21 protein-coding genes are annotated in these 23,758 nt (G+C 72.5%); 12 read left to right on the forward strand and 9 right to left on the reverse strand.

The genetic code is table 11. The features are described 5' to 3' along the window. The first annotated feature begins 13 nt into the window (after positions 1-13). The 3 genes from ACF09E_RS06125 (at position 14) to ACF09E_RS06135 (ending at position 3,182) form a co-directional block, all read left to right on the forward strand. Positions 14-598 carry a TetR/AcrR family transcriptional regulator gene (locus tag ACF09E_RS06125; protein WP_392204097.1) on the forward strand — a complete coding sequence of 195 codons (585 nt, stop codon included), beginning with the start codon at positions 14-16 and terminating at the stop codon, positions 596-598. 452 nt (positions 599-1,050) lie between these two features. Beyond that, a complete protein-coding gene (locus ACF09E_RS06130) occupies positions 1,051-2,331 on the forward strand; it encodes an MFS transporter (protein WP_392204098.1) in 1,281 nt (426 codons plus the stop codon). Between the two features lie 86 nt (positions 2,332-2,417). After that, complete coding sequence (locus tag ACF09E_RS06135; RefSeq protein WP_392204099.1) at positions 2,418-3,182, forward strand: SDR family NAD(P)-dependent oxidoreductase; 765 nt, start codon at positions 2,418-2,420, stop codon at positions 3,180-3,182. 10 nt (positions 3,183-3,192) lie between these two features. On the opposite strand, the gene ACF09E_RS06140 is transcribed toward ACF09E_RS06135, so the two are convergent. Both ACF09E_RS06140 and ACF09E_RS06145 read right to left on the reverse strand, forming a co-directional pair. After that, entirely contained in the window at positions 3,193-3,606 is a 414-nt protein-coding gene (locus ACF09E_RS06140) for a VOC family protein (protein WP_392204100.1), read from the reverse strand. A gap of 115 nt (positions 3,607-3,721) precedes the next feature. Next, a complete protein-coding gene (locus tag ACF09E_RS06145) occupies positions 3,722-4,171 on the reverse strand; it encodes a group III truncated hemoglobin (protein ID WP_392204101.1) in 450 nt (149 codons plus the stop codon). 334 nt (positions 4,172-4,505) lie between these two features. Here ACF09E_RS06145 and ACF09E_RS06150 point away from each other — a divergent pair, with 334 nt between their 5' ends. Then, positions 4,506-5,666: an alkaline phosphatase PhoX gene (locus tag ACF09E_RS06150; RefSeq protein ID WP_392204102.1), complete on the forward strand. Its 1,161-nt coding sequence runs from the start codon at positions 4,506-4,508 to the stop codon at positions 5,664-5,666. Between the two features lie 29 nt (positions 5,667-5,695). Here ACF09E_RS06150 and ACF09E_RS06155 read toward each other — a convergent pair whose 3' ends face one another. The 3 genes from ACF09E_RS06155 to dusB all read right to left on the reverse strand — a co-directional run bounded on the left by ACF09E_RS06155 (position 5,696) and on the right by dusB (position 11,511). Then, positions 5,696-6,718 carry a helix-turn-helix domain-containing protein gene (locus tag ACF09E_RS06155; protein ID WP_392204103.1) on the reverse strand — a complete coding sequence of 341 codons (1,023 nt, stop codon included), beginning with the start codon at positions 6,716-6,718 and terminating at the stop codon, positions 5,696-5,698. A 578-nt stretch (positions 6,719-7,296) separates the two neighbouring features. Next, positions 7,297-10,008 (reverse strand): pyruvate, phosphate dikinase, encoded by a 2,712-nt coding sequence (gene ppdK, locus ACF09E_RS06160; RefSeq protein WP_392204104.1) that lies wholly within the window; start codon positions 10,006-10,008, stop codon positions 7,297-7,299. Positions 10,009-10,374: 366 nt separating this feature from the next. Continuing rightward, the gene (dusB, locus tag ACF09E_RS06165; RefSeq protein WP_392204105.1) at positions 10,375-11,511 is read right to left on the reverse strand and encodes a tRNA dihydrouridine synthase DusB; all 1,137 of its coding nucleotides are present in this window, start codon (positions 11,509-11,511) and stop codon (positions 10,375-10,377) included. 52 nt (positions 11,512-11,563) lie between these two features. On the opposite strand from dusB, the gene ACF09E_RS06170 reads away from it, so the two are divergent. After that, on the forward strand, positions 11,564-13,018 hold the full coding sequence (locus ACF09E_RS06170; protein WP_392204106.1) for an MFS transporter: 1,455 nt from the start codon (positions 11,564-11,566) through the stop codon (positions 13,016-13,018). Here ACF09E_RS06170 and ACF09E_RS06175 read toward each other — a convergent pair. After that, positions 13,005-13,964, reverse strand: coding sequence for a helix-turn-helix domain-containing protein (locus ACF09E_RS06175; protein ID WP_392204432.1), 960 nt, complete (start codon positions 13,962-13,964; stop codon positions 13,005-13,007). The two genes, ACF09E_RS06170 and ACF09E_RS06175, sit on opposite strands and share 14 nt — an antisense overlap. Before the next feature lie 107 nt (positions 13,965-14,071). On the opposite strand from ACF09E_RS06175, the gene ACF09E_RS06180 reads away from it, so the two are divergent. Then, positions 14,072-15,559 carry an MFS transporter gene (locus ACF09E_RS06180; RefSeq protein WP_392204107.1) on the forward strand — a complete coding sequence of 496 codons (1,488 nt, stop codon included), beginning with the start codon at positions 14,072-14,074 and terminating at the stop codon, positions 15,557-15,559. A 190-nt stretch (positions 15,560-15,749) separates the two neighbouring features. Here ACF09E_RS06180 and ACF09E_RS06185 read toward each other — a convergent pair whose 3' ends face one another. Beyond that, complete coding sequence (locus ACF09E_RS06185) at positions 15,750-15,944, reverse strand: DUF6243 family protein (protein ID WP_361850443.1); 195 nt, start codon at positions 15,942-15,944, stop codon at positions 15,750-15,752. A 295-nt stretch (positions 15,945-16,239) separates the two neighbouring features. On the opposite strand from ACF09E_RS06185, the gene ACF09E_RS06190 reads away from it, so the two are divergent. Together ACF09E_RS06190 and ACF09E_RS06195 are read left to right on the forward strand one after the other, a co-directional pair. Next, positions 16,240-17,277 carry an aldo/keto reductase gene (locus ACF09E_RS06190; RefSeq protein ID WP_392204108.1) on the forward strand — a complete coding sequence of 346 codons (1,038 nt, stop codon included), beginning with the start codon at positions 16,240-16,242 and terminating at the stop codon, positions 17,275-17,277. A gap of 16 nt (positions 17,278-17,293) precedes the next feature. Beyond that, the gene (locus tag ACF09E_RS06195; protein WP_392204109.1) at positions 17,294-17,881 is read left to right on the forward strand and encodes a TetR family transcriptional regulator; all 588 of its coding nucleotides are present in this window, start codon (positions 17,294-17,296) and stop codon (positions 17,879-17,881) included. A 234-nt stretch (positions 17,882-18,115) separates the two neighbouring features. On the opposite strand, the gene ACF09E_RS06200 is transcribed toward ACF09E_RS06195, so the two are convergent. After that, positions 18,116-19,498 carry a glycine--tRNA ligase gene (locus tag ACF09E_RS06200; protein WP_392204110.1) on the reverse strand — a complete coding sequence of 461 codons (1,383 nt, stop codon included), beginning with the start codon at positions 19,496-19,498 and terminating at the stop codon, positions 18,116-18,118. Between the two features lie 177 nt (positions 19,499-19,675). On the opposite strand from ACF09E_RS06200, the gene ACF09E_RS06205 reads away from it, so the two are divergent. The 4 genes from ACF09E_RS06205 to ACF09E_RS06220 all read left to right on the forward strand — a co-directional run bounded on the left by ACF09E_RS06205 (position 19,676) and on the right by ACF09E_RS06220 (position 22,863). Further along, entirely contained in the window at positions 19,676-20,665 is a 990-nt protein-coding gene (locus ACF09E_RS06205) for a metal ABC transporter solute-binding protein, Zn/Mn family (protein ID WP_392204111.1), read from the forward strand. A 26-nt stretch (positions 20,666-20,691) separates the two neighbouring features. After that, entirely contained in the window at positions 20,692-21,471 is a 780-nt protein-coding gene (locus tag ACF09E_RS06210; protein WP_392204112.1) for a metal ABC transporter ATP-binding protein, read from the forward strand. Between the two features lie 16 nt (positions 21,472-21,487). Beyond that, entirely contained in the window at positions 21,488-22,381 is an 894-nt protein-coding gene (locus ACF09E_RS06215) for a metal ABC transporter permease (RefSeq protein ID WP_392204113.1), read from the forward strand. 71 nt (positions 22,382-22,452) lie between these two features. Continuing rightward, positions 22,453-22,863, forward strand: coding sequence for a Fur family transcriptional regulator (locus ACF09E_RS06220; RefSeq protein WP_148004192.1), 411 nt, complete (start codon positions 22,453-22,455; stop codon positions 22,861-22,863). Positions 22,864-22,933: 70 nt separating this feature from the next. Here the strand turns inward: ACF09E_RS06220 and ACF09E_RS06225 are convergent, their stop codons facing one another. Next, positions 22,934-23,758, reverse strand: a complete 825-nt coding sequence (locus ACF09E_RS06225) for an isoprenyl transferase (protein WP_392204114.1) — start codon at positions 23,756-23,758, stop codon at positions 22,934-22,936.

A 23,758-nucleotide genomic window follows, 5' to 3' on the forward strand; every position in this document is an offset into this window, starting at 1 on the left:
GTACGGTCCTCCCGTGGCCAGGACCAAGGAATTCGATCCCGACGCCGCGCTCCAGGCCGCCCTCGAGCTGTTCTGGGCGCGCGGCTACGAGGCGACGACGATGTCGGACCTCGTGGAGCGGCTCGGCATCGGCCGGGCCAGCATCTACGCGACCTTCGGGAACAAGCACACGCTGTACCTCAGGGCGCTGGACCGCTACCTGGAGACCCGCGACCCGCGGATCGTCGAGGAGCTGTCCGCGCCGGGCCCGGCCCTGCCGGCGGTCCGCGCGCTGGTCCGCCGGTTCGCCGCCGAGGCGTCGGCCGACGGGGAGCGGGCGAACGGCTGCTTCGTCACCAACTCGGCGGCGGAGCTGGGTCCGCACGACACGGCGGTGGCCCGCCGGGTCGAACTCAGCTGGGAGCAGATCGAGACGCTCCTGTACGCGGCGCTCACCCGGGCCCGCGCCGGGGGCGAACTCCCGGCCGACCGGGACCCGCGCGCCCTGGCGCGCATGCTGCTGGTCCTGCTCCAGGGCATCCGGGTCGTCGGCAAGGCGTCGAGCGAGCCGGCCCGGGTGCGGGACGCGGCGGAGCAGGCCCTGGCCCTGCTGGACTGAGGTCACCGGACCGGAGGAAGGGCGCCCACGGGGGGCGCCCTTTCTTAGGAGCTCATTATGGAACGTACGGTCAAATAAGGGGGAGGGGAATGTCGTCGACGAAGGTGGGGGAACCCGGCGGAGCCACCGAGGGCGGACGCTGCGGGGAGGGATCCGGAGCGGCGCGGGGCCCGGCGCACGAAGCCCCCGGGCGCGGGGGCCCTGCGCACGAAGCGCCCGGGCGCGGGGGCCGGACGCACGAAGCGCCCGGATGTGGGGGCCCGGCGCACGAAGCGCCCAGGCGCGGGGGCTCGGCGCCCGAGACCCCGGCGCGCCAGACCCCGGCGCACGAAGCCCCCGAGCCCGAAGGCTCTGCGCCCGAAGCGCCCGCGCCCGAAGCCCCGGGGCACGAGGACCCGGCGCCCCGGGGCCGTCGCGCCCGTGGCGGCTTCGTCCTCCTCGCGGCCGTCCAGATGACCCTGATCTTCACGCTCGCCTCCCTCGCCGTGCCCCTCCCCCGCATCGGCGTCGAGTTCCGGCTCGACCGCGCCCAGCTGATCCTGCTGAGCGCCGCCTACGGCCTCACCTTCGCCGGGCTGCTCCTCTTCGGCGGCCGGCTCGCCGACCGCTTCGGCGGACGCCGGGCCCTCACCGCGGGACTGCTGGTCTTCGCCGCCGCCTCCGCCCTCGCGCCGCTCACCCCGGGGTACGAGGCCCTGCTCGCCGCCCGGTTCGGACAGGGCGTCGGCGCGGCGCTCGTCGCACCGGCCGCGATGGCGGTCCTCCGGGCCCTGTTCCCCGACCCGGGCGCGTACAGCGGGGCGATGGCGACCTGGGGCGGCCTCTCGGTGCTGGGCGCGACGGCGGGGAACCTGCTCTCCGGGGTGATCGCGGCGGCCACGTCCTGGCGCGGGACGTTCGCGGTGCCGGTGGCGGTGGCCGTCGCGGCCCTGCTCCTGGCACCGCGCGCGCTGCCGCGGACCCCACCGGGCCGCGACCGGGGCGGCCGGTCCCTGGACCTCCCCGGCGCGCTCCTGGCCACCGCCGGGATCACCCTCGCCAGCCTCGGGCTCGTCCTCACCGACGCGCACGCCTGGGGCTCCGCCCCCGTCCTCGTCCCGCTGTCGGCCGGTCTCGTCCTCCTCGCCGCCTTCGGGGCCGTGGAACGGCGCACCGCCGACCCCCTGCTGCCCCCGGACTTCCTGCGCGACCGCCGCCGGGGACTCGGCCTCGCGGCGATCGGCCTCACGGCGACCGGCATGGCCTCCGTCTTCGTCCTGCTCTCGCTGTCGTTCCAGCAGCAGCGCGGCTGGAACGAGCTGCGCGCCTCCGCGGCGTTCGTGCCCTTCGCGCTCGCCCTGCTGGGTGCGGGCCGGGCGACGGGGCCGCTGATCGGGCGGTACGGCCCCGGGCGGGTGACCGCCGCCGGGCTCGGGACGGCGGCCGCGGGGCTCGGCCTGCTCGCCGCCACCGGCTTCACGCCCTCGGTGCCGTACGCGTACGGCCTGCTCCCCGGTCTGCTCCTGTTGCCGGTGGGCGGCGCCCTGTCCTTCGCGGCCGCCGCCGTGCTGGCCACCGAGGGCGTCCCGGCGCACCGGGCGGGCCTCGCGGGCGGCGTCCTCAACACGGCGATGGAGCTCGGCCCGACCGTGGTCTTCGCCGCCCTGCTCGCCCTCGGCGGGGACGCGGTGTCGCTGACGGCGGCCGCCGCGCTGTTCGCCGTGCTCGCCGCCGCCGCGTCCCGCCTCAGGTAGGCACGCGCCCCCACACCCCCGGACCACACCGCACGGAAACGCACACCGCGCACCACACACCACACACCACACGGGAGTCGACTCACATGAACGCACGCTTCACCGACCGCGTCGTCCTCGTCACCGGCGCCGGTTCCGGTCTCGGCCGGGCCATCGCGCTCGCCTTCGCCGCCGAGGGCGCGAAGGTCGTCGTCGCCGGCCGCACCGCCGAGCCCCTGGCGGGGACGGTGGGCCTGATCGAGGCCGCCGGGGGCACCGCCGCGGCCGTCACGGCCGACGTGACCGACGCCGGGTCCGTACGGGAGCTGGTCCGGCGCACGGTCGAGATCCACGGCGGTCTCGACGTGGCCGTGAACAACGCGGGGGTGTTCCGCGGCGGCGGCCGGAGCGCCGCCGACCTCCCGCTGGACGACTGGCGGATGCTGCTCGACGTCAACGTCACCGGGGTGCTGCACGCCCTGCAGGCCGAGGTGGCCCACATGCGGGCGCACGGCGGCGGGGCCATCGTGAACATCGCGTCGAACCTGGGCCCGCACGTCCGCAAGCCGGGCCTCTTCGGCTACCAGGTCTCCAAGGCCGCCGTGTCGGCGCTCACCCGGGCCGCGGCCCTGGACCACATCGCCGACGGGGTCCGGATCAACGCGGTCAGCCCCGGTGCCGCGGAGTCCTCGATGTCGCTGCTGCCCGGCGAGACGGAGGCCGGACGGGAGGTCCGGATGAAGCGGGAGTCCCCGCTGGGGCGGATCTCCTCCGCCGCCGAGGTGGCGGCGGCGGTGCTGTACCTGGCGTCGGACGCGGCGGGCTCCGCCGTCGGCACGGACCTGGTGATCGACGGCGGCGTCTCCGCCTGACGCACGGGGCTCAGCCCTGGGCGGCCGCCGGGTCCATCCAGAAGACCTCCCAGTGGTGGCCGTCCAGGTCCGTGAAGGAGCGGCCGTACATGAAGCCCAGGTCCATCGCGTCCTTCGCCGGGGTGCCGCCGGCGGCGAGGGCCGCGTCGGCCAGCTCGTCGCACCTCTCGCGGCTCTCGGCGCTCAGGGTGACCAGGACCTCGGTCGCCTTGGTGGCGTCGGAGAGCTCCTTGCCGGGCGCCATGAACGACCTGAACTTCTCCTCTTCGAGGAGCATCGCGAAGATCGTGTCGCTGAAGACCACGCAGGTCGTGGACTCGTCGCTGAACTGCGGGTTGTGGGAGAAGCCGAGCTTCTCGAAGAAGGCCCTGCTGGCGTCGACACTCTTGACGGGCAGGTTCACGAAGATCATCTGCGGGGCCATGATGCGCTCTCTTCCCTTGCGGTCGCTCCGGTCGCTTCGGTCGCTCCGGCGCTTTCAAGAGGTAGGACGGGCGTCCCGCCCGTAACTCATCGCTCTCCCGAGGATTCTTTTTCGTTCAGGCGGCGGAGCGCAGCTCGAGGGCGGCCAACGGTACGAATCCACCGCCCGCGCCCGCGGTGCCGGCCCCGGTGCCGGCGAGCCGGCGGAGCATCGCGACGGCGATCCGCTCGCCCTGGCCCTTGGCCCGCTCGGCGCGCGGCCCGGTGTGCAGGCCGTCGACGGCGGCCCGCCAGAGCTGCACCCAGCGCCCGAAGTGGGCGGCGGTGAGGGGCCGGGCGGAGTGGAGGGCGGCGTGCGGCGCGAAGGCGTCGCGGCCGTAGCCGGCGGTACGGAAGAGGGCGCGCTCCCAGAAGTCGGTGATGCGCGGCAGGTGCGCTTCGAGGTCGGTGCCGGCGATCTCGGTGAAGTACGGCCCGATGAGGGGGTCGGCGAAGGCGGCGGTGTAGAACCGCCGCAGCAGCACGTCGAGGTCGTCTCGGCCCCTGATGTCCCGGGTGGCACGCATGCCCTCCAGTGTCCCCGGGGGACCGGATCCGTCCAAGTGCCGAAGGTCCCGGCGGGGCGGGCCCCGGCCGGGCGGGTCCCGGCCGGGCGGGGTCCCGGCCGGGCGGGGTCCCGGCCGGGCGGGGTCCCGGCCGGGCGGGGTCCCGGCCGGGCGGGGTCCCGGCCGGGCGGGGCCCCGGGCGGGCGCGGGCCCGCCCGCCCGACAGGGACCCGCCGCCTCCCCGTCACCGCTTGTTGATGCACCGTCAACTCCGTACTCCTAGGTTCCGGAAACGCGCGACCCCGTCGCCGACCGGCCTGACGGGGCGGTTCACCACCCTTCCCAGGAGTGACACGTGGAGCGACGCAGTTTTCTGCGCGGAGCGGTCATCGGCACGTCGGCGGCGGCCTTCGGCGGCACCCTGATGCACGGCGCCGCCTACGCGGCCCCCGCGCAGCCCGGAGCAGGCCCGTACGGCGCCCTCGGCGCGGCGGACGCCAACGGCATCCTGCTGCCCGCCGGCTTCACCAGCCGGGTCGTCGCACGGTCGGGGCAGACGGTGCCCGGCACCTCGTACACCTGGCACAGCGCCCCCGACGGCGGCGCCTGCTTCGCCGACGGCACCGGCTGGATCTACGTGTCCAACTCGGAGATCAACCCGAGCGGCGGCGCGAGCGCGCTGCGGTTCGGCTCGACCGGCGCCGTCACCGGCGCGTACCGCGTGCTGTCCGGCACCCGGCAGAACTGCGCCGGCGGCCGGACCCCGTGGAACACCTGGCTCTCCTGCGAGGAGGTCAGCCTCGGGTACGTCTACGAGACCGACCCGTACGGGGTGAACGCGGCCGTCCGACGGGACGCCATGGGCCGCTTCAAGCACGAGGCCGCCGCGGCGGACCCGGTCCGCAAGGTCGTCTACCTGACCGAGGACGAGACGAACGGCTGCTTCTACCGCTTCATCCCCTCCACCTGGGGCAACCTCTCCTCCGGCACCCTCCAGGTGCTGGTCGCGGGCACCGCCGCGAGCGGCTCCTTCACCTGGCAGAACGTCCCCGACCCGGACGGCTCCCCGACCGCGACCCGCAGCCAGGTCTCGGGCGCGAAGAAGTTCAACGGCGGCGAGGGCTGCCACTACGCCAACGACACCGTCTGGTTCACCACCAAGGGCGACAACCGGCTCTGGCAGCTGAACCTCGCGTCCGGCACCTACGAGCTGGCCTACGACGACTCGCTCGTGCCGGGCGGCGCCGCCCCGCTGACCGGCGTCGACAACGTCACCGGCTCCTCCTCCGGCGACCTGTTCATCGCCGAGGACGGCGGCACCATGGAGATCTGCGTCATCACCCCGGACGACGTCGTCGCGCCGTTCCTGCGGATCAACGGCCAGTCCTCCTCGGAGATCACCGGCCCCGCCTTCTCCCCCAACGGCCGGCGCCTCTACTTCTCCAGCCAGCGCGGCACCAGCGGCAGCTCCTCCGGCGGCATCACCTACGAGGTGACGGGCCCGTTCCGCGCCTGACGCCGCGCGGCGGACGGGCCCCGCTCCCCCTACGAGCCGGCCGACCCGTTCCGTGCGTAGCACCGCAGGTCCACCGTCCGTTGGGCGCCGCCGAGCAGGGCGGCGCCCAGCGGCGTCAGGGTGTGCAGGACCGCGTTCCCGTGCCGCAGGGTCGCGATGAGCCCCGCCTCGCGGAGCACCCCCGCGTGCTGGCTCGCCGAGGCCAGCGAGACCCCGGCCCGGCGGGCGAGCTCGCTCGTCGTGCCGCCGTCGCCGATGGCGTGCAGCACGGCCGAGCGGGTCTGGCCGACCAGCTTGGCGAGCGAGGAGCCGCCCGGCGCCCGTACGGTCGGCGCCTCGCCGTGGGTGACCGGGTAGACGAGAACCGGGGGCAGCGCGGGGTCGCGCAGCACCACGGGGGTCCCCCGGCAGAAGTACGAGGGCTGGAGCAGCAGCCCCCGCCCGTCGAGGTGGACGTCCCGGTCGACCGGATAGTCGGCCTCCAGGACGGGCGCGCGCCAGCGCAGCATCGGCGGCAGCGAGGCCAGGAGTTCGTCCGCGCCGCCGTCCAGGAGCGCGCGGCCGCGCCGCGCCCGGTCGGCCTCGACACGGGCCCTGATGTGCGGCCAGTACGGCTCCACGGCGGCGCGGTGGTAGCTCCGCAGCGCCCCCAGGAGGCGGCCGAAGGGCCCCGCGCCGCCGTCGGCGAGGGCGCGCAGCGAATGCGGCACCGTGCGCCCGCCGGAGCGGTCGGCGGCGAGGAGGGAGAGCTCGCCGCGCAGTCGTCCGGGGTCGGTGCCGCGGACCGCCTCCAGGCCCTCGTCGAGCCCGTGGACGCCCTCGGCGGGCGTCAGGAAGTCGGGAAAATAGCCGCGGCTCGGAACCAGCGCCGCGAGGAGCCTCGTCTCACCGCTGAGCCGCATCCGGGTTTCGGAGCGCCATTCCCCGAAGACGACGGGGCCGCGCCGGTCCCTTAAACGGTGAAAGCTGAGAATCGTTTCCCACAGAACATCGGGCCGGGCGGCGGTCCGTACCCCCGCCAGATCGTTTCCGGTGAAATGAATCCGCAGCATGACGTCCCCACCTGTGCACTCGCAACCACCCCCGACGACGAGTATGCACAGCATCACTGCACGTTACCAGGGTGTTTCAGCCACAGTTGAAAAGCATCGCGGCAATGGGGGCGGAACCGAAAAGCTGTACGGGTCGGGCAGGAAACCTTCTGGACCGAGGTGACGTGGTGAAGACCGTGGGGGGCTTTGCCCGTCCGGCGGCGGTCGGCGAGGGTTGCGGCTCACCTGCCCGGCAGCGGTAAAGGGCGCGGCCTCCGGGTGGGGATCCGGGGGTCGCGCCCGCCTCATTCTTTGCGGTGGATCCTTTGCGGAGGACGAGAAAGTTCAATGGCCAATAATTCAATCAGGCGCAATTGAACAACTCCTCACATCCGCTCAACAAACAAACGACGGGACGGACACCTCCGCACAAAGGTGTCCGTCCCGTCGCCGTGATTCCGGGGCCGCCGCCCGCCGGTGAGGGTGGTGGAGTGACCGGCGGCGCCCCCGGTCGTACCGGAGTGGTTCGGTGATTCCCGCTGCTGAACGGGGGTTCAGGAGGGCCCGACCGCCGCTCCTGACCCCCTGTTCAGCAGGACTCAGCGGCTGTCGCTGCCCTTCGACTCGGCCGCCGCGCGGCCGGCCTCCAGACGCGCCACCGGGATCCGGAAGGGCGAGCAGGAGACGTAGTCCAGACCGACCTCGTGGAAGAAGTGCACCGACTCCGGGTCGCCGCCGTGCTCGCCGCAGACACCGAGCTTGATGTCGGGGCGGGTGGCGCGGCCGGCCTGGACGGCGCTGCGCACGAGCGCGCCGACGCCGTCCTTGTCGATGGTCTCGAAGGGGCTGACCCCGAAGATGCCCTTCTCCAGGTACGCCGTGAAGAACGAGGCCTCCACGTCGTCGCGGGAGAAGCCCCAGACCGTCTGCGTCAGGTCGTTGGTGCCGAAGGAGAAGAACTCCGCGGCCTCGGCGATCTGACCGGCGGTCACGGCGGCGCGCGGCAGCTCGATCATGGTGCCGAGGGCGAGCCTGAGCTCGACGCCGGTGCGGGCCTGGACCTCCGCGATGACCTGCTCGGCCTCCTCGCGGACGATCTCCAGCTCCTGGACGGTGCCGACGAGCGGGATCATGATCTCGACCCGCGGGTCGCCCTTGGCGTCGAGGCGCTGGGCGGCGGCCTCGGCGATCGCCCGGACCTGCATGGTGAACAGGCCGGGGATGACCAGGCCGAGGCGGACACCGCGCAGACCCAGCATCGGGTTCTGCTCGTGCAGCCGGTGCACGGCCTGGAGCAGGCGCAGGTCGTTCTCGTGCGGCTCCTTGCGGGACTCGGCGAGGGCGACGCGCACCGACAGCTCGGTGATGTCGGGCAGGAACTCGTGCAGCGGCGGGTCGAGCAGGCGGACCGTGACGGGCAGCCCGTCCATGGCCTCGAAGAGCTCGACGAAGTCCGTCTGCTGAAGCGGCAGGAGGGCTTCCAGGGCCTCGTCGCGCTCGGCGTCGGTGTCGGCCAGGATGAGCCGCTCCACGAACTGGCGGCGCTCGCCGAGGAACATGTGCTCGGTACGGCAGAGGCCGATGCCCTGGGCGCCGAAGCGGCGGGCGCGGTTGGCGTCCTCGGCGTTGTCGGCGTTGGCGCGGACGCGCAGCCGGCGGACGCGGTCGGCGTAGGCCATGATCCGGTGGACGGCCTGGACGAGCTCGTCGGCGTCGTCGGCGCCGGCGTGCATGCGGCCCTCGAAGTACTCGACGACCGGAGACGGTACGACGGGTACCTCGCCGAGGTAGACCTTGCCGGTGGAGCCGTCGATGGAGACGACGTCGCCCTCCTCGACGACCTGGCCGTCGGCCGTGGTCATCCGGCGGCGCTTGGTGTCGACCTCCAGCTCCTCGGCGCCGCAGACACAGGTCTTGCCCATGCCGCGGGCGACGACGGCGGCGTGCGAGGTCTTGCCGCCCCGGGAGGTGAGGATGCCCTCGGCGGCGATCATGCCGTCCAGGTCGTCCGGGTTGGTCTCGCGGCGGATCAGGATGACCTTCTCGCCCGAGCGGGACCACTTGACGGCGGTGTACGAGTCGAAGACGGCCTTGCCGACGGCCGCGCCCGGGGAGGCGGCGATGCCGCGCCCGATCTGCTCGACCTTCGCGGCCTCGTCGAACTTGGGGAACATCAGCTGGGCGAGCTGGGCGCCGGTGACGCGCTGAAGCGCCTCGGCCTCGTCGATCAGGCCCTGGTCCACGAGCTGCGTGGCGATGCGGAAGGCGGCACCGGCGGTGCGCTTGCCGACACGGGTCTGGAGCATCCAGAGCTGGCCGCGCTCGATGGTGAACTCGATGTCGCAGAGATCCTTGTAGTGGGTCTCCAGCGTGTTCATGATCTCCATGAGCTGGTCGTACGAGGTCTTGTCGATGCCCTCGAGGTCGGCCAGCGGCACGGTGTTGCGGATGCCGGCGACGACGTCCTCGCCCTGCGCGTTCTGCAGGTAGTCGCCGTAGACGCCCTCGTGGCCGGAGGCGGGGTCGCGGGTGAAGGCGACGCCGGTGCCGGAGTCCGGGCCGAGGTTGCCGAAGACCATCGAGCAGACGTTGACCGCGGTGCCGAGGTCGCCCGGGATGCGCTCCTGGCGGCGGTACAGCTTGGCGCGGTCGGTGTTCCAGGAGTTGAAGACGGCCTCGATGGCGAGGTCCATCTGCTCCCGCGGGTCCTGGGGGAAGTCGCGGCCGGTCTCGGCCTTGACGATCCTCTTGAAGTGCTCGACGACCCGCTGGAGGTCGGCGGCGTCGAGGTCGGTGTCGCTGGCGACCTTCTTCGCGGACTTCGCCTCGTCCAGCGCGTCCTCGAAGAGCTCGCCCTCGACGCCGAGGACGGTCTTGCCGAACATCTGGATGAGCCGGCGGTACGAGTCCCACGCGAAGCGCTCGTTGTCCGCCTGGCGGGCGAGGCCGACGACGGAGGCGTCGGAGAGGCCGATGTTGAGGACGGTGTCCATCATGCCCGGCATGGAGAACTTCGCCCCGGAGCGCACCGAGACCAGCAGCGGGTCGTCGGCCTGGCCGAGCTTCTTCCCCATGCGCTGCTCCAGCGCGTCGAGGTGGGCGCTCACCTCGTCGCGGAGCGCGACGGGCTCCGAGCCGCTCTCGAGGTAGACCTTGCACGCCTCGGTGGTGATCGTGAACCCGGGGGGGACCGGCAGACCGAGGTTGGTCATCTCGGCCAGGTTCGCGCCCTTGCCACCGAGCAGGTCCTTCAGGTCCCTGTTGCCCTCGGTGAAGTCGTACACGAACTTCTGATCATTGTTTTCCGACACGGGTCCCGACTCCTCGATGACTCGGTTGGCTGCCCTGACGGCGAGGAACATACCCAGATCGAAGGCTTCTGGGGAGGTACGCCTAGCGGTCACGTGGCCTTAACCACCCGTCCGCCAGCACATCGAAAGTAACCGAGAAGTAGCTTCCGTTTTCAGACCCCGAAGACGCCATGACCGAAACCAGAGGGAAAACGCTCACATGAGCGCCCATCGCAGCACTTGTGTTCAAGTCTTGAACGCAAAAAGGGTGGCACCCGGTGCCACCCTTCAGGCGGTGCAGCCGTTCGTAACCTGCTCATCTGAGCACCAACCCCCTCAAGGGTGGCGAGGATCACTCCCCCGGAACGGCCGATTCACGGCCGAATCTCAGCCGCCGGACGTGTCCAGCTCGGCGTCCTCGCTCACGCCTGAGCAGTCGTAGGGGTCCTTCAACCAGCCGTCCGGCAGGACAACCCGGTTGTTTCCGGACGTACGCCCCCGAGGGCCGTCGGCGCCCGTCGGCCACGACTGGTCGAGGTCGAGCTCGCTCAACTGAGCGCTCAGTTCGTCCAGCGACGAGGTGATCGCCAGCTTCTTGCGCATCTCGGACCCCACCGAGAAGCCCTTCAGGTACCAGGCCACATGCTTGCGGAAGTCGATGACACCGCGTGCCTCGTCACCGATCCACTCGCCGAGCAGCCGGGCGTGTCGCACCATCGCCTCCGCGACCACCCGCAGACCCGGCGCCGCGTAGGCCCCGGTCCCCTCGAAGGCCGCCACGAGATCCGCGAAGAGCCACGGCCGCCCCAGGCAGCCGCGCCCGACGACCACGCCGTCGCAGCCCGTCTCCCGCATCATCCGCAGCGCGTCGTCGGCGGACCAGATGTCGCCGTTGCCCAGGACCGGGATCTCCGGCACGTGCTCCTTGAGCCGTGCGATCGCGTCCCAGTCCGCCGTGCCGCCGTAGTGCTGCGCGGCCGTCCGCCCGTGCAGCGCGATCGCGGTGACACCCTCCTCGACCGCGATCCGGCCCGCGTCCAGGTAGGTGATGTGGTCGTCGTCGATGCCCTTGCGCATCTTCATCGTCACCGGCAGGTCGCCCGCGTTGCCGACGGCCTCGTTGAGGATCGCCCGCAGCAGCGGCCGCTTGTAGGGCAGGGCGGAGCCGCCGCCCTTCCGGGTCACCTTGGGGACCGGGCAGCCGAAGTTCAGGTCGATGTGGTCGGCGAGGTCCTCGTCGACGATCATGCGCACGGCCTTGCCGACCGTCACCGGGTCCACCCCGTACAGCTGGATGGAGCGCGGCTGCTCGGTCGCGTCGAAGCGGATGAGCTGCATCGTCTTCTCGTTGCGCTCGACCAGGGCCCGCGTCGTGATCATCTCGCTCACGAACAGCCCCTTGCCGCCGCTGAACTCGCGGCAGAGGGTGCGGAAGGGGGCGTTGGTGATGCCGGCCATCGGGGCGAGCACCACCGGCGGCTGCACGATGTGCGGGCCGATGGCAAGAGGGGAGAACGCGGTCATCGGACCATTGTCGCGCACTGCGCCAGTCATTAGTTAGCCGTACTATCCGAACATGCCAGAGCTCACACGCGCGGAGCTCCCCCGGCGCCGGCAACTCGTCGTCCTGGCGATCTGCTGCACGAGCCTGCTGATCGTCAGCCTGGACAACACCGCGCTCAACGTCGCCCTGCCCTCGCTCCGCGACGACCTCGACGCCTCCGTCTCCGGCATGCAGTGGGTCATCGACGCCTACACCCTCGTCCTGGCCTCCCTGCTCATGCTCGCCGGCTCCACCGCCGACCGGATCGGCCGCCGCCGGGTCTTCGTGACCGGCCTCGTCGTCTTCGCCCTGGGCTCGCTGCTCTGCTCCCTGGCGCCGAACCTGGAGGCGCTGATCGCCTTCCGCGCGGTGCAGGCGGTCGGCGGCTCGATGCTCAACCCGGTCGCCATGTCGATCATCACCAACACCTTCACCGAACCCGCCGCACGCGCGCGTGCCATCGGCGTCTGGGGCGCTGTCGTCGGCATCTCCCTGGCCCTGGGTCCGCTGGTGGGCGGCGTGCTGGTCGAGTCGGTCGGCTGGCGGGCGATCTTCTGGGTCAACCTGCCGGTCGCCCTCGGGGCCCTGCTCCTGACCCTGCGGTACGTCCCCGAGTCCCGCGCGCCCCGCCCCCGCCGCCCCGACCCGGTCGGACAGCTCCTGGTGGCCGCGTTCCTCGGCTCCCTCACGTACGCGATCATCGAGACCGACCCGCTGTTCGCCGGGATCGCGGTGGCGGCGCTCGCCGGCGTCCTGGTGTACGAGCCGAGGCGCCGTGAACCCCTGATCGACCTGCGGTTCTTCCGCAGCGCCCCGTTCAGCGGCGCCACCGTCGTCGCGGTCTGCGCCTTCTCGGGCTTCGCCGGCTTCCTGTTCCTGAACACCCTGTACCTCCAGGAGGTGCGCGGCCTCTCCCCGCTGGAGGCCGGCCTGTACGTGCTGCCGATGGCGGGCATGACCTTCGTCTTCGCCCCGCTGTCGGGCCGCCTCACGGGCGCGCGTGGACCCCGCCTCCCGCTGCTCCTGGCGGGCACGGCGATGGCGGCGGGGGCGCTGCTCTTCGCGGCCTTCGAGGCGGAGACCCGTGATCCGCTGCTCTTCACCGGGTACGTGGCCTTCGGCATCGGCTTCGGCCTGGTGAACGCCCCGATCACCAACACGGCCGTCTCGGGGATGCCCCGCGCGCAGGCGGGGGTGGCGGCGGCGGTGGCCTCGACGAGCCGCCAGGTCGGGCAGACGCTCGGGGTCGCGGTCGTCGGCACGGTGCTCGCGACCGGGGTGGACGCCGGGACGTCACCGGAGGACTTCGTGGCGGCGGCGCGGCCCGGCTACTGGGTGGTGACGGCCTGCGGCCTCGCCGTCCTCGTGGTCGGCGCGCTGACCAGCGGGACCTGGGCCCGCCGCACGGCGGAGCGGACGGCCCGCTGCCTGGCGGACGAGGGGACGCGTCCGGCGGACGGGGCCGGCCTCCCGCTCAGACCGCGGTGAGGGACCGGTCCCGCGCGCCGTCCCGGCCCCCGCCGGCCCGCCGGTCCTCGTCCACGGGCCGGTTCCGCGGCGCGCCGTGGGCCGCCGGGGCCCCTCCGGCCTCCTCGCGGACGGCGAGCTCCAGCAGCCGTTCGAGCCGGGCCCGGGACTCCTCGTCGATCGGGACGTACGTGCCGAGGCGCGGACCGGCGGCCGGGCCGAGCCAGAGGTTGGTGTGCTCCAGGTGCAGCACGCCGACCTCGGCGTTGCGGATGACCTTGGCGCGACCGGCGAGGTCGGCGACGTCGCGGCGCTCCCACAGCTCGCGGAACTCCGGGGAGGCGTCCTGGAGGCGCTGGACCAGCGCCTTCCAGGCCGGTTCGGCCAGGTGCTCGGCCATCGAGGCGCGGAGCTTGCCGACCATCGCGCGCAGGACCTCGGGGAGGTCGCCGAAGGCGGCCCGGAAGCGCTCGTCGGTGAAGGCGAGCCAGAGGGTGTTGCGGTCCTCGCGGGGCAGCGCGTCGAGATCGCGGTAGAGCCGTCCGAAGGTGCGGTTGTAGGCGAGGAAGTCGTACCGGCTGTTCTGGACGCAGGCGGGGACGGGCTCCAGCTGGCGGAGCAGGGCGCGCAGTGCGGGGGTGACGGCCGGGCAGGCCGTCTCGGGGTGCGGGTCGCTCTGCGCGGCGAGGGCGAAGAGGTGGCTGCGCTCGGTGGGGTCGAGCAGCAGGGCTCCCGCGAGGGCGTCGAGGACCTGCGGGGAGACCTGGATGTCCCGGGCCTGTTCGAGCCAGGTGTACCAGGTGACGCCGACGGCGGAGAGCTGGGCGACCTCCTCGCGGCGCAGACCGGGGGTGCGGCGGCGGCGTCCCCGGGGCAGGCCGACCTGCTCGGGGGTGATGCGCTCGCGCCGGCTGCGCAGGAAGGCGGCGAGCTCGTGCCGCCGCGTGCCGGGTTCCGCCGTCGTCATCGTCACGCTCCCAGGGTGCCGGGCCGGTCAGCCCTGTGCCAGGTACTGCTTCTACCAGGATAAAGACACTCTGGTACCAGGCTGAGGGTGGGCGGATCGTCTGATGCGTGACTACGACCTCCGCTTCCCCCCGCTCCCAGGGGCCCCAGGGTTCTCCGGCCCCCGTCCCGGGCGGCACCCCGCCCGGGACCGGCGCCGTCGTCCACGGCCGGCCGGCGCTGGGCCCGCTCGGCCTGTTCACCGTGCTGCTCGGCGCGGCCCTGCCGCTGATCGACTTCTTCATCGTCAACGTCGCCCTGCCCTCGATCGACCAGGACCTGGCGGCGGGCCCGGCGCTCCTGGAACTCGTCGTCGCCGGGTACGGGCTGTCGTACGCCGTCCTGCTCGTCCTCGGCGGGCGGCTGGGCGACCTCTTCGGGCGCCAGCGGCTCTTCCTCGCCGGCATGGCGGCCTTCGGCCTGACGTCGCTGGCCTGCGGTCTCGCCCCGGACGCCTGGACGCTCGTCGGGGCGCGGGTGGCGCAGGGCGCCGCGGCGGCGCTGATGCTGCCGCAGGTCCTCGCGACCATCCACTCCTCGACGGAGGGGGCCCGCCGGGCCCGGGCGCTGAGCCTGTACGGGGCGACCGCGGGGCTCTCCATGGTGGCCGGGCAGATCCTCGGCGGCGTCCTGGTGGCGGCCGACCTCGCGGGCTCGGGCTGGCGCGCGGTCTTCCTGGTGAACGTGCCGGTGGCGGTGGTCGGCCTGGTCCTGGCCTTCCGCACGGTCCCGGAGACCCGCTCGGACCGCCCGGCGCCGGTGGACGTGCCGGGCACCCTGCTGCTGGGCCTCACGCTGACCACGCTGCTCGCTCCGCTCACGGAGGGCCGGGCGGCGGGCTGGCCGGTGTGGACGTGGGTGTCGCTGGCCGTGTTCCCGTTCGCGGCGGTGGCGTTCTGGCGGGTGGAGCGGCGGACGGACCGCCGGGGCGGCATGCCGCTGGTCCCGCCGAGCCTGCTGGGTCTGGTGTCGCTGCGGCGCGGGCTGGTGCTGCTGCTGCCGCTGTGCATGGGCTTCGGCGGCTTCATGTTCGTGATCGCGGTCGCGCTCCAGCAGGGGCTCGGTCTGGGGGCGGTCGCCTCGGGGCTGGCCCTGGTGCCGATGGCCCTGGCGTTCTTCGGCGCCTCGCTGGCGGGTCCCCGGCTGGTACGGCGCTGGGGCACGCGCGTGGTGACGGCCGGCGGCCTCCTCCAGGGGGTCGGCATCGCACTGCTCGCGGTGACGGTATGGCGCGCCTGGCCGGACCTGTCGGTGGCGGTCCTGCTCCCCGGCATGGCGATCGCGGGACTCGGCCAGGGCCTTCAGCTGCCGGTGCTCTTCCGCGTGATCCTCTCGGAGGTCCCCGGGGAGCGCGCGGGGGTGGGGAGCGGGGTGATGGTGACGACCCAGCAGTCGGCCCTGGCCCTCGGGGTGGCCACGCTGGGCTCCCTCTACCTGGGCCTGGCGGCCTCGCCCGCGGGGGCGGGCACCGCCCTGACGACGACCCTCGTGGTCCAGCTGGCCATGGTGGCGCTCACGGTGGCCCTGTCCGCCCGCCTGCCGAGACACGCGGGCTAGGGGCGCGGCGGGTACGGGGGCGGCGCGGAGCGGGGGGGGAAGGGCAACGGGGCGAGGGCCTGGGCGGGGTGGAGTGGGACAAGGGCGGGGTGGGGCACGGGCGGGGTGGGGCACGGGCGGGGTGGGGCACGGATCGACGGAAGGGCCCGGGGCGCGACGGCGCTCCGGGCCCTTCCTCGTGCGGTGGTGCCTACTCCTGGCCGGTGGCCTCGGCCTCGCCGGCCTCCCGGGTGCGCTCGCGCATCCGCTTCAGGAGGTCCTGCTTGCGGTCGTCGGCGGACGGCCGGGCCGCGCCGCGGCTCCGCTCGTCGCCGTGCCGGTCGGCGCGGGACAGCTTCTTGCGCTGCCCTCCGACGCCGAGGAGGTTGTTGCGGCTCTTCGCCACGGTGTTCTCCCGTCGGTGAGGTGGTCACTGGTCTGACTCGGGCTGCCCCTGCGGGAGCTCACTCGTAGATCTGGAAGAACGGGGAGAAGGAGGACATGGGGCCGACGCTACCCCCGCCCCGCGGGGCCCGGCACCCGGTTTTCCCGCGCCACGGCGCCCCTCTTCCAGCCACCACGGCGAGCCCGGCCGACCCGACACACCCGAAGGAATGACAGATGTTGAAATCTGTCATCAGTCATGTCATGGTTGTCCTGTCCGACCGATCCACCGCTTTCCGGACTCCGAGGAGACCGCCATGACCACCACCAGCCGCCCCGTCCCCACCCGCCGCCTCGGCGCCACCGGCCCCGAGGTCTCCGCCCTCGGCCTCGGCTGCATGGGCATGTCCGCGCTGTACGGCGAGAGCGACCGCGCCGAGTCGATCGCGACGATCCACGCCGCCCTGGACGCGGGGGTGACCCTGCTCGACACGGGCGACTTCTACGGCATGGGGCACAACGAGCTGCTGATCGAGGAGGCGCTGCGCACGGCCCCCGCGGCCGCCCGCGAGCAGGCCCTGACCAGCGTGAAGTTCGGCGCCCTGCGCACCGTCGAGGGCGGCTTCACCGGATACGACGGGCGGCCGGCCGCCGTGAAGAACTTCGCGGCCTACTCGCTCCAGCGGCTCGGCACCGGCCACATCGACATCTACCGGATCGCCCGCGTCGACCCCGACGTGCCGATCGAGGAGACCGTCGGCGCCATCGCCGAACTCGTCGAGGCGGGCCACGTCCGGCACATCGGGCTCTCCGAGGTGGGCGCCGACACCCTGCGCCGGGCGGCGGCCGTCGCCCCGATCGCGGACCTCCAGATCGAGTACTCCCTGATCTCCCGGTCGATCGAGGAGAAGATCCTGCCCACCGCCCGGGAGCTGGGCATCGGCGTCACGGCGTACGGAGTCCTATCACGCGGACTGATCAGCGGCCACTTCACCCGGGACCGCGAGCTGACGGCGGGCGACTTCCGCGGCATGAGCCCGCGCTTCCAGGGCGAGAACCTCCAGCGGAACCTGGACCTCGTGGAGCGGCTGCGCGCCCTCGCCGAGGCAAAGGGCGTGACCGTGGCGCAGACCGCGATCGCCTGGGTCCTCGCCCAGGCCGAGCGGCAGGGCGCGGACATCGTCCCGCTGGTGGGCGCCCGCCGCTCGGACCGGCTGGCGGAGGCGCTGGGCGCCCTGGACGTCTCGCTCGACGCCGCGGACCTGGCGGCGATCGAGGAGGCCGTCCCGGCGGGCTCCGCCGCGGGCGAGCGCTACCCGGCGGCGCAGATGGCGCATCTGGACAGCGAGCACTGACAGGTACTGTCCTTCCATGGCCGCCACCGAGACCCTGACCGCCGAGCGCATCCTCGAAGCCACCGAGGAGGTGCTGCGCCGCTACGGACCGGCGAAGGCGACCGTCGTGGACGTGGCCCGGGTCCTCGGCGTCAGCCACGGCAGCGTCTACCGCCACTTCCGCACCAAGGCGGCCCTGCGCGAGGCGGTGACGGAGCGGTGGCTCTCGCGCACCGAGACCGCCCTCGCCGAGCTGACGGCGGCCCCCGGCCTGGCGGCGCCGGACAAGCTCCACGAATGGTTCGCGCGCCTCTTCGAGGCCAAGCGGCACAAGGCGGGCGACGACCCGGAGCTGTTCGCCACGTACAACGTGCTGATCGACGAGAACAGCGGAGTGGTCGACCAGCACATCGACGTCCTGATCGGCCAGGTCCGGTCGATCGTCGAAGAAGGGGCCCGGGAGGCGGAGTTCGCCGCGCCCGACCCCGAGGCGACGGCCCGCGCGCTCTTCCACGCGACCGCCCGCTTCCACGACCCGGGCTACGCCCCGGAGTGGCGGCGCCCCGCGATCGAGACCGAGTTCGAGTCCGTGGTGGGCCTGCTGCTGCGCGGCCTCCGCGCCTGAGCCCCCTGACGGCCCCGCCCGAGTTCGCGGCCCCCTTACGGCCCCGCCCGAGGGCGCGGCCCCTCCTGACGGCCCCGCCCGAGGGTGCCGCCCGACGAGCCCGGCCGCACCGGACGACCGCTCGTCCGGGCCCTCCCCTCCCCCGGCGCCAGGTCGTGCCGGGCGCCCGACGCCACGGGAAAGCCCCCGGTTCCGCGGAGGAACCGGGGGCTTCGCCGTGCGCGGGGAGCGGACTCAGCAGCCGAGCAGGCGGCTGCCCAGGTAGCCCTGGATCTGGTCGAGGGAGACACGCTCCTGCTTCATGGTGTCGCGCTCGCGCACCGTCACCGCGTTGTCCTCGAGGGTGTCGAAGTCGACGGTCACGCAGAACGGGGTGCCGATCTCGTCCTGACGACGGTAGCGGCGGCCGATGGCGCCGGCGTCGTCGAACTCGATGTTCCAGTTCTGACGCAGGTCCGCCGCCAGGCCCTTGGCCTTCGGGGAGAGCTGCGCGTTGCGGGAGAGCGGCAGGACCGCGGCCTTGACCGGGGCCAGGCGGTGGTCGAGGCGCAGCACGACGCGCTTCTCCATGACGCCCTTGGCGTTGGGGGCCTCGTCCTCGTTGTACGCGTCGAGGAGGAAGGCCAGCATCGCGCGGCCGACACCGGCGGCGGGCTCGATGACGTACGGCGTGTACGCCTCGCCGGACTCCTGGTCCAGGTAGGTCAGGTTGGCGCCGGAGGCCTTGGCGTGCGCGTTCAGGTCGTAGTCGGTGCGGTTGGCGACGCCCTCCAGCTCGCCCCACTCGTTGCCGCCGAACTGGAAGCGGTACTCGATGTCGGCGGTGCGCTTCGAGTAGTGGGAGAGCTTCTCCTTGGGGTGCTCGTACCAGCGCATGTTCTCCTCACGGAGACCCAGGCCCGTGTACCAGTTCCAGCGCTGCTCCATCCAGTATTCCTGCCACTGCTCGTCCTCGCCCGGCTTGACGAAGAACTCCATCTCCATCTGCTCGAACTCGCGGGTGCGGAAGATGAAGTTGCCCGGAGTGATCTCGTTCCGGAAGGACTTGCCCATCTGACCGATGCCGAACGGGGGCTTCTTGCGCGAGGTGGTCTTCACCTGGGCGAAGTTGGTGAAGATGCCCTGCGCGGTCTCGGGACGCAAATACGCGACGGAGCCGGTGTCCTGGGTCGGGCCGAGGTGCGTGGAGAGCAGGCCGGAGAACTGCTTGGGCTCGGTGAAGGTGCCCTTGTTGCCGCAGTTCGGGCAGTTGAGGTCGGCGAAGCCGTTCTCGGGGAGGCGGCCGTGCTTCTCCTCGTACGCCTCCTCCAGGTGGTCGGCGCGGAAGCGCTTGTGGCAGGAGGTGCACTCGGTCAGCGGGTCGGTGAAGGTGGCGACGTGACCGGAGGCCTCCCAGACCTCGGTGGCCAGGATGACCGACGAGTCGATGCCGACGACGTCCTCACGCGAGGTGACCATGTAACGCCACCACTGGCGCTTCAGGTTCTCCTTGAGTTCGACACCCAGCGGTCCGTAGTCCCAGGCGGCACGCTGGCCGCCGTAGATCTCGCTGCACGGGTAGACGAAGCCACGGCGCTTGCTCAGGCTGACGATGGTGTCGATCTTGTCGGCGGCCACGGTGCTCTCTTCATTACGACGACGAAGTGCGAATGCCTCAGGTTACCGGCGCCCGCACCCCCCGTATCAAATCGGTTCTACGAGCGGCTCCCGCCGCGGCCCTCCCGGGTCCCACGTGGGGGGAGCCACACGTACGACAATTGACAATCGTTTCCAGTTTTGTTGAAAATGAGTGTCATGAACGTACGTCGCCTCATACCCGCCACCGCCGTCGCCGGAGCCGTCACGCTCGGCATCGTCACCCTCTCCGCCTGCGGCGGAACGTCCGACGCGGCCGACAAGGGAAGCGGCGGCAAGCTGGACGTGGTGGCGTCGTTCTACCCCATGCAGTACCTGGCCGAGCAGATAGGCGGCGGCCACGTCACCGTCGACACCCTCACCAAGCCCGGCGTCGAACCCCACGACCTGGAGCTCAAGCCGCGGCAGATCGGCGAACTCGGCGAGGCCGACGTCGTCCTGTACCTCAAGGGCATCCAGCCCGCCGTCGACGACGCGATCGCCCAGGCCGGCGTGAAGAACACCGTCGACGCCGCCACCCTCACCAAGCTGGAGGCCCACGGCACCGAGGTCGGCCACGAGGGCCACGACCACGCCGAGGGCGAGCACGCGGAGGAGGAGGCCGGGCACGACCACGGCTCCGAGGCCGGCGCCGACCCGCACGTCTGGCTCGACCCCGTGAAGTACGCCGAGGTCGCCAAGGGCGTCGGAAGCGCCCTGGAGAAGGCCGACCCGGCGAACGCCGCCGACTACCGGAAGAACACCGACGCCCTCGTCAAGAAGCTCGGCGACCTGAACACCGCCTTCGCCGACGGCCTGAAGAACACCACGACGAAGACCTTCATCACCACCCACTCCGCCTTCGGCTACCTCGCCGAGCGCTACGGCCTCGACCAGGAGGGCATCTCCGGCATCGACCCCGAGTCCGAGCCGAGCCCCGCCCGGATCAAGGAACTCCAGGACATCGCGAAGAAGGACGGGGTCACCACCGTCTTCTTCGAGACCCTCGCGAGCGACAAGACCGCGAAGACCCTCGCCGGCGACGCCGGCCTCAGGACCGACGTGCTCGACCCGCTGGAGGGAATCACGGACACGTCCAAGGGCGATGACTACATCGAGGTCATGCGCTCCAACCTCGCCGCGCTGCAGAAGGCCCTCGGCGCGAAGTGATCACCGCACAGCAGGAGGTACGAGCCATGGCAGCCCCGACACGTGAACGGGAAGCCGTCATCTCCGTCCGCGGAGCCACCGCGGCCCTCGGCGCCCGGCCCGTCCTCCGCGGCGTCGACCTCACCGTCCGGCGCGGTGAGGTCGTCGCCCTGCTCGGCGCCAACGGCTCCGGCAAGTCCACCGCGGTCCGCTCCGTCATCGGCCAGGTGCCGCTGACCGGCGGCACGATCGAGCTGTTCGGCACGGAGCGGAAGCGGTTCCGCGACTGGGCCCGGATCGGCTACGTGCCTCAGCGGACCACCGCCGCGAGCGGCGTCCCCGCCACCATCCGCGAGGTCGTCTCCTCCGGCCGCCTCTCCCGCCGCAGGTTCGGCTGGCTGACCAAGGCCGACAAGGCCGCCGTCGAGCGGGCCATCGACCTCGTCGGACTCGCCGACCGCGCCAGGGACTCCGTCTCCGCGCTCTCCGGAGGGCAGCACCAGCGGGTGCTGATCGCCCGCGCGCTCGCCGCCGAGCCGGAGCTCCTGATCATGGACGAGCCGATGGCGGGCGTGGACCTCGCGAGCCAGGAGATCCTCGCCTCGACCCTGCGCGAGCAGGTCGCCGACGGCACCTCCGTCCTCCTCGTCCTGCACGAGCTGGGCCCCCTGGAGCCGCTGATCGACCGCGCGGTCGTGCTCCGCGACGGCTGCGTCGTCCACGACGGCCCGCCCCCGGAGGCCCTCGGCCAGCACGCGCTGCCGGGCCACGACCACGTCCATCCGCATGCGGCCGGGGAGCCGCTCCGCACGGGTCTGCTGACCTGAGGAAGCTGACCTGATCATGGAAATGCTCGATCTCGCCTTCATGCAGCGCGCGCTCCTCGCGGCCGTGCTCGTCGGCATCACCGCCCCCGCCGTGGGCATCTACCTGGTCCAGCGCCGGCAGGCGCTGATGGGCGACGGCATCGGCCACGTGGCCATGACCGGCGTCGGCCTCGGCTTCCTGCTGAACTCCAGCCCGGTCTGGATGGCGACCCTCGTCGCCGTCGTCGGCTCGGTCGGCATGGAGCTGATCCGGGCGTACGGCAAGACCCGCGGCGACCTCGCGCTCGCGCTGCTCTTCTACGGCGGCATGGCCGGCGGCGTCCTGCTGATCAACCTCTCGCCGACCGGCTCCAACGCCAACCTCAGCTCCTACCTCTTCGGCTCGCTCTCCACGGTCTCCGAGGAGGACCTCACCGCGATCGGCGTCCTGGCGGCCTTCGTCGTGCTGGTCACCGTCGGACTGCGCCGGCAGCTCTTCGCGGTCAGCCAGGACGAGGAGTTCGCCCGGGTCACCGGCCTCCCCGTGCGCGCCCTGAACCTGCTGATCGCGGTCACGGCCGCGGTGACCGTCACGGTCGCCATGCGGGTCGTCGGCCTGCTCCTGGTCAGCGCGCTCATGGTGGTGCCGGTCGCGGCGGCCCAGCAGCTGTCGAAGTCCTTCCGCGCGACCTTCGTCCTCGCGGTGGTGACGGGCATCACGGTCACCCTGGCGGGCACGGTCACCTCGTACTACCAGGACGTGCCGCCCGGCGCGACGATCGTCCTGTACGCGATCGGCGTCTTCGTCCTGCTCACCCTGCTCGCCACGCCGCTCGCCAAGCGCCGGGCGAGGGCGGCCGAGGCGGGTGCGGAGACCTGCGACGCACCGGTTCCGGCGACCCGGCGGCCCGCGGACGACGTGAAGGTCTGATCCGGCCCGGACGCGGGGCCGCGGGAGGCTGGCAGAATGGCGGGGGCAGACAAGGATTCAAGGAGGCCCCCGTGGTGACGGCAGGACCCCCCGTACGAGGCCGCTCGACCAAGCAGCGTGCCGCCGTCTCCGCGGCGCTGAACGAGGTGGACGAGTTCCGCAGCGCCCAGGAGCTGCACGACATGCTCAAGCACCGCGGCGACTCGGTCGGCCTCACCACCGTCTACCGCACGCTCCAGTCCCTCGCGGACGCGGGCGAGGTCGACGCGCTGCGCACGAGCGAGGGCGAGACGGTGTACCGCCGCTGCTCGACCGGCGACCACCACCACCATCTGGTGTGCCGGGTCTGCGGCAAGGCCGTGGAGGTGGAGGGCCCGATGGTGGAGCAGTGGGCCGAGGCGATCGCCTCGGAGCACGGCTTCGTGAACGTGGCGCACACCGTGGAGATCTTCGGCACCTGTGCCGACTGCGCCGGGAAGTGACCCGGCCGGCACCGACCTGACATACGAGAGGGCCCGTACCCCCGGGGGTGCGGGCCCTCTCGCGTACCGCTCAGCCCTTGTCGAGGACCGCCAGGTCGGCCGGGTCGACGCCGCCGAAGCGGCGGTCGCGCTGGGCGTACTCGATGCAGGCGCGCCAGAGGTCGCGGCGGTCGAAGTCGGGCCAGAGGACGTCCTGGAAGACCATCTCGGCGTAGGCGCTCTGCCAGATCAGGTAGTTGGAGGTGCGCTGCTCGCCGCTGGGCCGCAGGAAGAGGTCCACGTCCGGCATGTCCGGGTAGTAGAGGTACTTCTGGATGGTCTTCTCGGTGATCTTCGCCGGGTCGAGCCGGCCGGCCCTCACGTCCTCGGCGAGGGCCTGCGCCGCGTCCGTCAGCTCGGCGCGGCCGCCGTAGTTCATGCAGAAGTACAGCGTGAGCCTGGTGTTGTCCTTGGTCTGCTCCTGCGCGACCTGGAGCTCCTTCGCGACCGACTTCCACAGCTTGGGCATCCGGCCGACCCAGCGCACCCGCACGCCGAGGGCGTCGAGCTGGTCGCGGGACTTGCGGATGAAGTCGCGGTTGAAGTTCATCAGGAAGCGCACCTCCTCGGGGGAGCGCTTCCAGTTCTCGGTGGAGAAGGCGTAGAGCGAGATCGAGCCCACGCCCATCTCGATCGCGCCCTGGAGCACGTCGAGCACCTGCTCGGCGCCGACCTTGTGGCCCTCGGTGCGGGGCAGGCCGCGCTCCTTGGCCCAGCGGCCGTTGCCGTCCATGACGATCGCGACGTGCTCCGGGACGAGCTCGGACTGGAGCTTCGGCGGGCGGGTGCCCGACGGGTGCGGCTCGGGGGTGCTGTACTCCCGGCGCTGTCGACCGAGCAGTCGTGCGATGGCCAT

The sequence above is a fragment of the Streptomyces sp. NPDC014891 genome, from assembly GCF_043081085.1.
GTDB lineage: Bacteria > Actinomycetota > Actinomycetes > Streptomycetales > Streptomycetaceae > Streptomyces.

Excerpts from the sequence above, each read along its gene's own strand:
- ACF09E_RS06130 (WP_392204098.1), top strand. The coding sequence starts at position 1,051 with ATGACCCTGATCTTCACGCTCGCCTCCCTCGCCGTGCCCCTCCCCCGC.
- ACF09E_RS06145 (WP_392204101.1), bottom strand. The coding sequence starts at position 4,171 with ATGCGTGCCACCCGGGACATCAGGGGCCGAGACGACCTCGACGTGCTG.
- ACF09E_RS06210 (WP_392204112.1), top strand. The coding sequence starts at position 20,692 with ATGGCAGCCCCGACACGTGAACGGGAAGCCGTCATCTCCGTCCGCGGA.
- ACF09E_RS06195 (WP_392204109.1), top strand. The coding sequence starts at position 17,294 with ATGGCCGCCACCGAGACCCTGACCGCCGAGCGCATCCTCGAAGCCACC.
- ACF09E_RS06190 (WP_392204108.1), top strand. The coding sequence starts at position 16,240 with ATGACCACCACCAGCCGCCCCGTCCCCACCCGCCGCCTCGGCGCCACC.
- ACF09E_RS06205 (WP_392204111.1), top strand. The coding sequence starts at position 19,676 with ATGAACGTACGTCGCCTCATACCCGCCACCGCCGTCGCCGGAGCCGTC.
- ACF09E_RS06170 (WP_392204106.1), top strand. The coding sequence starts at position 11,564 with ATGCCAGAGCTCACACGCGCGGAGCTCCCCCGGCGCCGGCAACTCGTC.
- ACF09E_RS06135 (WP_392204099.1), top strand. The coding sequence starts at position 2,418 with ATGAACGCACGCTTCACCGACCGCGTCGTCCTCGTCACCGGCGCCGGT.
- ACF09E_RS06155 (WP_392204103.1), bottom strand. The coding sequence starts at position 6,718 with ATGCTGCGGATTCATTTCACCGGAAACGATCTGGCGGGGGTACGGACC.
- ACF09E_RS06140 (WP_392204100.1), bottom strand. The coding sequence starts at position 3,606 with ATGGCCCCGCAGATGATCTTCGTGAACCTGCCCGTCAAGAGTGTCGAC.
- ACF09E_RS06225 (WP_392204114.1), bottom strand. The coding sequence starts at position 23,758 with ATGGCCATCGCACGACTGCTCGGTCGACAGCGCCGGGAGTACAGCACC.
- ACF09E_RS06215 (WP_392204113.1), top strand. The coding sequence starts at position 21,488 with ATGGAAATGCTCGATCTCGCCTTCATGCAGCGCGCGCTCCTCGCGGCC.
- ACF09E_RS06175 (WP_392204432.1), bottom strand. The coding sequence starts at position 13,964 with ATGACGACGGCGGAACCCGGCACGCGGCGGCACGAGCTCGCCGCCTTC.
- dusB (WP_392204105.1), bottom strand. The coding sequence starts at position 11,511 with ATGACCGCGTTCTCCCCTCTTGCCATCGGCCCGCACATCGTGCAGCCG.